The organism is Pseudomonas sp. B2021, from assembly GCF_018135665.1.
Lineage (GTDB): Bacteria > Pseudomonadota > Gammaproteobacteria > Pseudomonadales > Pseudomonadaceae > Aquipseudomonas > Aquipseudomonas lactis.
In genome coordinates, this window is sequence record NZ_SMOF01000001.1 from 2,203,782 (window position 1) to 2,213,642 (window position 9,861).

Consider the following 9,861-nt stretch of genomic DNA (forward strand, 5'->3'; position numbering starts at 1 on the left):
ATTCCGAAACCCCAATTGCGAAAGCAGTTGGGGTTTTGTTTTGGGCGCTCGAAAATTCCAGCGCTTCTGGCAACATTAAATAAGCTGCCGTTGAGGGAATTCGATACAAAGTGTTTCTGCATTTTTGCTATGGTGCAGCACATTTTCACAAGGATTGATCCTTATCCGCAGGATGCGGCGTCGACCTTTTCCAACGAGATGCTGTAGAAATGCCTGAACCGATACCAATCAAAGATCACGAAAAAGAAAACCGCCTGGTCAACAAACGCTTGCTCGCCTGCGCGTTGCTGGTAATTGGGATCACATGTGCGCTGGTAGGACGCATGTATTTCCTGCAGGTGGTGCAGTACGACTACCACTCCACAATTTCCGAAAACAACCGGGTCCACGTACTGCCCATTACACCGACTCGCGGCTTGATCTATGACCGTAATGGCGTAGTCCTGGCTGACAACCGCCCTAGTTATAACCTGACCATCACCCGTGAGCGCACCGCCGACCTCAAGGCTGAGCTGGACGAGATCGTCAATCTATTGCACCTGCCTGCCGAAGACCGTGCAGTGTTTGATAAGGCGCTCAAGCAGGCCCGTCACCCGTTTGTTCCCGTCACGTTGTTCTACGAGTTGACCGAAGAGCAGATCGCCGTTTTGGCCGTCAACGAGTTCCGCCTACCTGGGGTGGACGTCGAGCCACAATTCGTTCGCCATTACCCTCTGGGCGCGCACTTTGCCCACTCCATCGGTTACGTCGGTCGCATCAACGAAAAAGAATCCAAGACCCTTGATTCGGTGGAGTACCGTGGTACCCAATCCATCGGCAAGACCGGAATCGAGCGCTTTTACGAGTCTGAACTGCATGGTCACGTCGGTTATGAAGAGGTGGAGACCAACGCACAGGGCCGTGTGCTGCGTGTGCTCAAGCACACCGATCCGATCCCTGGCAAAAACATCGTCCTGAGCCTCGACGTCAAGCTACAGGAAGCTGCCGAAGAGGCCTTGGGCGACCGCCGTGGTTCGGTAGTTGCGCTCGACCCGCAAACCGGTGAAGTACTGGCTATGGTCAGCAAACCGAGTTTCGATCCGAACCTGTTCGTCACCGGCATCAGCTTTAAAGAGTACGCCGCGCTGCACGACTCCATTGACCGACCGCTGTTCAACCGCGTGCTACGCGGGCTCTATGCGCCAGGTTCAACCATCAAGCCGGAAGTGGCCATTGCCGGTCTCGACAGTGGTGTCGTTACCCCACAAACCCGAGTGTTCGACCCGGGTTACTATCAGTTGCCAGACTTTGACCACAAATACCGCAACTGGAACCACAGCGGTGACGGCTGGGTGGACATGGACGCGGCCATCATGCGTTCCAACGACACTTACTTCTATGACCTGGCCCATAAACTCGGAATTGATCGCCTGCACGACTATCTGGCTGAGTTCGGCCTGGGCCAGAAAGTGTCCCTGGATATGTTCGAAGAATCTGCCGGCCTGATGCCATCCCAAGCCTGGAAGCGTGCCACCCGTCGCCAGCCGTGGTTCCCAGGCGAAACCGTGATCCTCGGCATTGGCCAGGGCTATATGCAGGTGACGCCACTGCAATTGGCCCAGGCCACTGCATTGATCGCCAACAAAGGTGTATGGAACCGACCGCACCTGGCCAAGACCATCAATGGTGTGGCTCCGGTAGATGAACATCCGATGCCCAACGTGGTGCTCAAGGACCCGCGTGACTGGGAGCAGGTCAACCACGGCATGCAGTTGGTGATGCACGATCCCCGCGGTATCGCCCGGGCGGCAGCGCAAGGCGCCCAATACCGTATCGCCGGCAAGAGTGGTACCGCCCAGGTGGTGGCAATCAAGCAGGGTGAGCGCTACAACCGCAACAAGACGTTGGAGCGGCATCGCGATAACGCCTTGTTCGTCGGCTTCGCGCCGGCCGAACATCCGAAAATCGTAATTTCAGTCATGATCGAAAACGGTGAGGCCGGCGGCCGTGTAGCCGGGCCCGTGGTGCGCCAGATCATGGATGCCTGGCTGCTCGACCAGGAAGGCCACCTCAAGCCGCAATATGCAGCGCCGGCCAAGGCTCCCGGCGATCCACGGGTTTGACTCAGACCTTCCATTCGTCCCAGCGCGCTACGCCGTCATAGGCCAGCCAGGGCACTTCATGGGCCGTCCAGATATGCGAGGTGGGCCTGACGCCCGGATCATCATCCAGCGTCGCCACCCGCACAATCACGTGGGGTTGATGCCCACGTTCAGCGATCAGATGCGCGCCGCAACGCGAACAGAAATGCCTGAATTTACCCGGCGAAGACTCAAAGGACGACAGTAGTTCCTCACCCTGTGTCCAGCGAAAATGCTCACGCATCACCCCAGCCGTGGCGACAAACGCGGCCGCGTGTGCCTTGCGGCAGCTTTCGCAGTGGCAGTGGCTGATGGGCATGTCCAGGCTGTCCACTTGGTAGCGCACACCTTTGCACAAGCAACTTCCATTCAGTGGGTCAGTCATAACCTATGGCCAGGCAAGGAGGGGTCATCATCATCGCGCACAACGCAAGGTTGCGCATTGGTTGATGTCGCCTACTGTTCAATGAAGGAGGTGACTTATGCACGTATTAGATCGCATCGAACGCAAAGTCCTGCTCAACGCATCACGTAAACAGGTGTGGGAGGCACTCACACAGGCTGAGCAATTTGGTCAGTGGTTCGGTATCGCGCTTAACGGTAAAACCTTTGTGGCCGGAGAAACCATCGAAGCGCCAATTACCTACAAAGGCTACGAACATGTCGTGTGGAAGGCCAGGATCGAACGCATCCTGCCACAAACGCTGTTTTCTTTCTGGTGGCATCCTTTCGCAGTGGAAGAGGGCGTCGACTACGACAAGGAAACACCGACGCTGGTGGAGTTCACGATTGAAGATCGCGCTCCAGGCATCCTCTTGCGGGTAGTCGAGTCCGGTTTTGACCAGGTCCCCGAAGCGCGGCGTCAGAAAGCTTTCAAGATGAACTCCCGTGGCTGGGACGAACAAATGGGCAATATCGAAAACTACCTGAGCCGAGCCTGACCCGAACGGGCATCATGGTGGATGCCCGGCTTCACGCCAGCGTGCATCGATTGCTTTAGAAACTCATCTGCCACTGGCCGACCACCGCATGATTGCGGCTATTGCTGCCCAGCTCGCCGTTGTAACCGACACTCAGGTTCTGCTGCGCAGACAAACCCACCGCCAACCCCACTTCAACCATCAAGCTGTCGCGGTCCAGTGCGCTGCCTTCAATATTGAAAGCGTCGCCGCCAATCAAAAAAGCCTGCCGAGTCTTGCTGTCGACATTGCCATAGAGGTGCCGCCAGCCGAAGCTGGCCTGGGGGGTCAGGCTGATGCCATTGTCCAGTTGGCTCAGATGTGCCAGGCGTACCCCGAAGGTACTGCTGACATTGTCCTGGGTTTGTGCATCCACCTTGAGTGAAGCATCACCGCCTTTCTCGCGGTAGTTGTCGCGGTGATAGCGCTGATAGCCGAGGTTGGCGAAGGGCTCGATATTCAATCGGCCGTTACCCAGCATGTAACCCAGTTCGGCAAAGGCTTGCTGGCTATCGGCGTCGTAATCACCCTTGGGTCGCTCGCTGAAACCTGCGAACTCTACTGTGCGCTTGTTGTTACCCCTGTGTTGGCTGTACGCAGCCCCCAGGCGCAACGCCAATGGGCCATCCTGGCGTACGGCATATGCCCCCGCGTGCCAGCTGCGTAATGAATTATCAACGTTGTGGCTGTCCATATCGGTCTTCGAATAGCCGCCCAGTACACCCAGGCGCCAGAGCGGCGACAAGGACCAGTCAATACCCAGCAGGCTGCCTTGTGTGCGTTGCTGTGAAGACTCATTGCCGTGCTGGCCATCGAGCTTGCCGTAGCTGCCGATACCTTGCAGCCACACGCGGCCTCGTGCGTTTGGATCATTCAAGTTGCGCGCACTGCTGGGGATGCCAGTTACGGCCAGCTCAGGTGTTTGCGCCGACTCAAGCCCGACCAGCAAGCTTGAACTGCTGCTCATCTGGCGCATGGCCGACAGCATGGACGTGCCCACTTGGCTGCTGGCCGCCAGTGTGGCACTGGCGAGGTTGGCGTTGCTGCTGCCTGCCAGGGCCTCGAGCGCGGCGCTGGCCGTGGTCTCCGAGGTGGCCAGCAGCGCGTCGTAGAGCGGGTTGGGGTTTCGCACCATGGAGGGCGGGGGGAAACTGCCATCCCAGTTGCTCCAGTGGCTCCACGTGATGGACTCGATGCTGTTGACTGCGCGGGCGGCGTTACGGGTACGGGCGTAATCGATGAACTCGACATCGTTGCGCGTGTAGCTCAGGTTCACCCGGTTATTGTCGTAGCTGAGTGTTGGCGACAGGAACGCGTAGTAGCTGCGCAGGTTGGATTCATCGAAGGTACCCGTAATGCTGCCTGCTTGCAGGACGGTATACGTGCTATGCCAGGGATACTCCATCGAGTAACCCGGCTGCGGCCACAAATAGGCACCGTTGAGGCTGGCATTGCCGACCACATGGGTTGTCGCTGCACTGCCGTCGGGATAAGTAGCGAACTCGAATGTAGAGCCTGGGTTCATGATCAGGTTGCCGTTGACCTGAGGCGCGCCGACAACGGTATCCGTGATCAACCTTCCGCTGACGGTAAGATTGTTGACTGAGCCTCGGCCCCGGTAAGTCGCGCCTTGGTCGACGATCACGTCGCCAGCGATGCTGCCCTGGTTGTTCAAGTGACCATTGGCAAAGAGGCGCGCGCCTTCGCTGAAATCGCTGCGACCATTGAGTACCCAGTAGCCGCGACGCACTTGTAGCACGTCAAAATTGCGCGTCGCCTCGACCGTCCCGTCGGGTTCACGCGTATCTGAAGGATAATATTGGTAGCCCTCCAGAACCATGGTGTTATGCCCCGAACCGCCGTCGACTATGCCCTCAAAGCGCGCGCCAGGGTACAGTGTCAAGGTGTCGTTGCCGCCCCCCATGTCCAGGGCTACACCATTACCCCCGCTGATCAGGGCACCGTTGAATACCCGGTCGTCGAAATTACCGATAAAGCGCGCGCCATAGCCATCAAGCCCACGCAGGTCGACGAAATTTCTCAGCTCCGTTGCGCCGGTCGCCGGCCCATCATGGCCATCACTTACTAAGAGGCCATTGTTGGCGCCTGTGATTGAACCGGTACGTGGAACGCCTGTAGAGGGGTCAAACGTGCCGCCATTGAACAGGTAGCCGCCGCCGATGGATGCGCCATCGCTGGTGTTGGCTCGGCCATTCTTATCCACTCCACTGGCGCCAAACGCCTGGATAATGCCCGGGTTGTCGATGTGCGCAATGCCCGCTATGCGTAGTCCATCGCCGTCGACGTTTTCCAGGCGACCGTCTCGTCCGCCGGTGATCGCGCCGTAGTTGTACACCGTGCCGTCGCCTGTTATCGAAACCCCAGCGCCGTTACGTCCGATAAGCGTGCCCCGGTTGCTCAGCACATTGAATTGTTCGCCCGAGAGCGCATGCCTGCCGCCCGAGATCACCCCGGTGTTTTCGATGCGCACATCGGTCGCAGCGCCCAGGCTAATAGCGTCTAATTTATCGGCACTGATCGAGCCGTCATTTTGAATGAAGACATTGCGTTGCCAATCAGGCAGGTTTTGGCGAACGCTGACGGCGGTCGTCTGGGTGGTGATGCTGCCGGTCTTGGTCACCCGCAAACTGGGGTCGTAAAAATAGCCACTGCCCACGGTGAGCGGCGTATTGGTCGGCGTATCGATTAATACTTGAGCATGGCCGGCAGGAGAAAGCGAGGCGCCGGAAACAATCAACGAAATAGTCAGGGCCAGACGGCGGGGGACGAACGACATGCGCGAAATCCTTTTCTTGAATCGCGCTATCTTCCTATATAGCCATTTGATATTGCCAGCGCATTCTTATCCTAAAAAGCGATGACATCCTTTTTATGATATTGCGCGCCAGGTGTGCGTTTACCCGCCGCCTTGGCCCGGATGCCGAGTAGAATCACGCCCTGAACGCGATTCTTGAGGTGCGGTACGGTGGATTTACAGCAGGGTTTTGTCCTGACCCGGCATTGGCGCGATACCCCGGCAGGCACGGAGGTCAGCTTCTGGTTGGCCACCGACCAAGGGCCACGGTGCATTCGCCTACCCGTGCAAACCTCGGTGGTGTTCATCCCTGAGGCTTACCGCAAGCCGCTCGATTGGTTGCTCAAGGACGAGCGCGATCTTGAGTTGCGCCCGTTGCAGTTGTGCGACTTTCATCACCGCCCGGTCCTGGGCCTGTACGTCCGCCAGCACCGCCAGTTGATGGACATCGAAAAGCGCCTGCGCGCTGCCGGGGTCGATGTCTACGAAGGTGACGTGCGCCCGCCGGAGCGCTACATGATGGAGCGCTTTATCACCGCCCCTGTGTGGTTCGGCGGCACGCCGGATGCGAGCGGCACCTTGCTTGACGCGCAGATGAAGCCGGCCCCCGACTACCGTCCGCCCTTGAAGCTGGTGTCCCTGGATATCGAGACCACCGCCCAGGGCGATCTCTACTCCATCGCCCTCGAAGGCTGCGGCGAGCGCCAGGTGTACATGCTCGGCCCGCCGAACAAAACCGACGCCGTGGATTTCAAACTCGACTATTGCGACACCCGCGCTCAACTGCTCGAACGCCTCAACCAATGGCTGGCCACGTTTGACCCCGACGCGATCATCGGCTGGAACGTGGTGCAGTTCGACCTGCGCGTCCTCCACGAACACGCCCAGCGCCTGAACGTGCCGCTGTTGCTGGGACGTGGCGGTGAAGCCATGGCCTGGCGCGAACACGGTAGCCGCAATCACTACTTTGCGGCAGCGGCGGGAAGGCTGATCATCGACGGTATCGAAGCCCTGCGTTCGGCCACTTGGAGTTTTGAATCCTTCAGCCTGGAAAACGTCGCGCAAACCCTGCTTGGCGAAGGCAAGGACATCTCCACGCCGTACCAGCGCATGGATGAAATCAACCGCATGTTCGCCGAGGACAAGCCCGCCCTGGCGCGCTACAACCTCAAGGACTGTGAACTGGTCACACGGATTTTCGAGAAGACCGAGCTGCTCAAGTTCCTGCTCGAACGCGCCAGCGTCACCGGCTTGCCGGCCGACCGTAACGGCGGCTCCGTGGCCGCTTTCACCCACCTGTACATGCCGTTGATGCATCGCCAGGGTTTTGTGGCGCCGAACCTGGGCGACAAACCGCCCCAAGCCAGCCCCGGCGGGTTTGTCATGGACTCGCGCCCGGGCCTCTATGAATCGGTGCTGGTGCTGGACTACAAAAGTCTTTACCCGTCGATCATCCGCAGTTTCCTCATCGACCCGGTGGGCTTGATCGAAGGCCTCAAGCATCCCGACGACAGCGACTCGGTGGAAGGCTTTCGCGGGGCGCGCTTCTCCCGTACCCGGCATTGCCTGCCATCCATCGTCACCCGCGTGTCCGAAGGCCGCGAAGAGGCCAAGCGCGAGCGCAATGCGCCGCTCTCCCAGGCACTGAAGATCATCATGAACGCCTTTTACGGTGTGCTCGGCTCCAGCGGCTGTCGGTTCTTCGACACGCGGCTGGCGTCCTCGATCACCCTGCGGGGGCACCAGATCATGCGCCAGACCCGCGCGCTGGTAGAGGCCCAAGGGTACGAGGTGATTTACGGCGACACCGACTCCACCTTCGTCTGGCTGGGCAGCGCGCATTCTGCGCAGGACGCCAATCGCATCGGCCTGGCGCTGGTGCAGCACGTCAACGACTGGTGGCGCGCGCACCTGAGCAACGAATATGGCCTGCAAAGCGCTCTGGAGCTGCAATACGAAACCCACTTCAGTCGCTTCCTGATGCCGACCATTCGTGGCGCCGAGGAGGGCAGCAAAAAGCGCTATGCCGGCCTGGTCGTACGCGAAGATGGCAGTGAAGAAATGGTCTACAAGGGCCTGGAAACCGTGCGCAGCGACTGGTCGCCCCTGGCCCGGCAATTCCAGCAGGAACTCTACCAACGCATCTTCCATCGCCAACCCCATCAGGACTACATACGCGACTACGTGCGGCGTACCTTGAGCGGCGAATTCGATGAGTTGCTGATCTACCGCAAACGCCTGCGCCGGCCCTTGCACGACTACGAACGCAACGTCCCGCCCCATGTACGCGCCGCGCGCCTGGCCGACGAGTACAACGACCGTCTGGGTCGCCCGCGCCAGTACCAGCGCGGTGGCTGGATCAGCTACGTGATCAGCGTCAACGGCCCGCAACCGCTGGAAGTGCGCCAGGCGCCCATCGACTACGACCACTACGTCACGCGCCAATTGCAGCCCGTGGCCGATGCGATCCTGCCGTTCGTGAATGATGATTTCGGTACGTTGGTGGGCGGGCAAATGGGACTATTCTAGCTAATCGACCACAGGCTCACTATTGCCCTTGGCTCAGGAGGAAACGCCCATGTACACCCTTTATGGCACCGACGAATCCGGCTCCTGCATGATCGAAATTGCCCTGCAACGCTGCGCAGTGCCGTGGCATCGCGTGGAGGCCAGTTCCTGGCAGGACGGCGAGGGCAGTGACGCCCTTGCACGTATCAATCCACTCAAGCAGATCCCCACTCTGGTTACTCCAAATGGCCAGGTACTGACCGAAAGCGCCGCGATCCTGATCCACCTGGGCCTGGAGTATCCCAAGGCCGAGTTGCTGGCCGGCGATCGTACGCAGATCCTGCGCGGCTTGCTGTATATCGCCGCCAACTGCTATTCGGCGATCGGCATCATCGACTACCCGCAACGCTGGTTGGGCAATGCTGATGAGGCGCAGCAAGCGCAACTGGTCAGCGGCACACGGCGCTACCTGCACCAGGCTTGGGTCGTGTTTGCCGATCAGTTTGCCGGTCAGCTGTTTACCCCGAGCAACACGCCGAATGCACTGGGCATCATGGCGGCGGCGGTGTCGCGTTGGGATGACGCGCGCGAGGTGCTCGGCAATCTGGCGCCGGGCTTTGCGCAGAGCCTGGAGCAGGTAGACGCCGACCCTGTCGTGGCCCCCGTTTTTGCCCGGCATTGGCCGCAGTGGAAAGTCTCGTAACCGGAAGAAACAATGACCAGGCCACTGTCCAAGCCCTTGCGTAGCGGGCTTCCTGACCTACTCTTCTCAAAGAGGTGTAGGAATCATCCTTGAATTTGGCTGTCGCAGACATGAAACTCAAGAACCCTGCATGGAATTCAAAGGAGGTGCGCATGCTCATCCGGTCGCTGACCCTGGCTACCTTGATGGCTTTTACGGGGCCGTTGTTGGCCGCTGATGATAATCCGCTCAAGCAGGAGTTGGGCAAGACGCGCCCCTTGGTGGTCGTAGAGCTTGATGCTGGAAACCCGACACTGGCAACGCTGAAGAAACAACTGGAAGAGGCTGCCACCAAGCAGTCCTTCGAAGAGCGCAGCATGGTGTTCTACACCGTCAAGTTCGGCAGTATCGGCGCCGAAGGGGAGAAGTTCGCCAAGGACCCAAAGGACAGTAAAAAGCTCACGCCGCCAGAAACCAACGCGCTGATCCGCGCCCTCAAACTCGGCGTCGGCAGCGGTACCAAGGTGATCCTGATCGGCAAGGACGGCGAGAAGAAACTCGAAAAAACCGTACCCCCGGACAGCCTCGACCTGAAGGAATTTTTCAGCGCCATCGATCAGATGCCTCAGGCGGAAAAGGAGCTTGCCGCACCTGCGGAGCCGGAGCCTGTTCCAGCCGCGCCAGCGGCTCCGGCCAAGGGCAGCAAACCCGCCAAGCCCGGCAGCAAAGCCCCCAAACCATTGGAGGATTGAACCGGTCTCATCCCACCGTTTGGGT

General features: G+C 59.3%; 8 protein-coding genes. 6 read left to right on the forward strand and 2 right to left on the reverse strand.

From position 1 onward, the window contains the following. A partial coding sequence (locus E1K68_RS10080) for a hypothetical protein (protein WP_212614026.1) occupies positions 1 to 207 on the forward strand: 207 nt, incomplete at its 5' end. A gap of 2 nt (positions 208 to 209) precedes the next feature. Beyond that, a complete protein-coding gene (gene mrdA / locus E1K68_RS10085; protein ID WP_057712029.1) occupies positions 210 to 2,102 on the forward strand; it encodes a penicillin-binding protein 2 in 1,893 nt (630 codons plus the stop codon). A gap of 1 nt (position 2,103) precedes the next feature. On the opposite strand, the gene E1K68_RS10090 is transcribed toward mrdA, so the two are convergent. Next, a complete protein-coding gene (locus E1K68_RS10090; RefSeq protein WP_003190187.1) occupies positions 2,104 to 2,505 on the reverse strand; it encodes a GFA family protein in 402 nt (133 codons plus the stop codon). Between the two features lie 97 nt (positions 2,506 to 2,602). On the opposite strand from E1K68_RS10090, the gene E1K68_RS10095 reads away from it, so the two are divergent. Continuing rightward, positions 2,603 to 3,061 (forward strand): SRPBCC family protein, encoded by a 459-nt coding sequence (locus tag E1K68_RS10095; RefSeq protein WP_057712028.1) that lies wholly within the window; start codon positions 2,603 to 2,605, stop codon positions 3,059 to 3,061. A gap of 55 nt (positions 3,062 to 3,116) precedes the next feature. On the opposite strand, the gene E1K68_RS10100 is transcribed toward E1K68_RS10095, so the two are convergent. After that, positions 3,117 to 5,876, reverse strand: a complete 2,760-nt coding sequence (locus E1K68_RS10100) for an autotransporter outer membrane beta-barrel domain-containing protein (RefSeq protein ID WP_057712027.1) — start codon at positions 5,874 to 5,876, stop codon at positions 3,117 to 3,119. A gap of 189 nt (positions 5,877 to 6,065) precedes the next feature. Between E1K68_RS10100 and E1K68_RS10105 the strand changes: the two genes are divergently transcribed. The 3 genes from E1K68_RS10105 to E1K68_RS10115 all read left to right on the forward strand — a co-directional run bounded on the left by E1K68_RS10105 (position 6,066) and on the right by E1K68_RS10115 (position 9,836). Further along, the gene (locus E1K68_RS10105) at positions 6,066 to 8,423 is read left to right on the forward strand and encodes a DNA polymerase II (protein WP_212614027.1); all 2,358 of its coding nucleotides are present in this window, start codon (positions 6,066 to 6,068) and stop codon (positions 8,421 to 8,423) included. A 49-nt stretch (positions 8,424 to 8,472) separates the two neighbouring features. Further along, positions 8,473 to 9,105: a glutathione S-transferase gene (locus E1K68_RS10110; protein ID WP_003190195.1), complete on the forward strand. Its 633-nt coding sequence runs from the start codon at positions 8,473 to 8,475 to the stop codon at positions 9,103 to 9,105. 152 nt (positions 9,106 to 9,257) lie between these two features. After that, positions 9,258 to 9,836, forward strand: a complete 579-nt coding sequence (locus E1K68_RS10115; RefSeq protein ID WP_032892532.1) for a DUF4174 domain-containing protein — start codon at positions 9,258 to 9,260, stop codon at positions 9,834 to 9,836. The last annotated feature ends 25 nt before the right edge of the window (positions 9,837 to 9,861 follow it).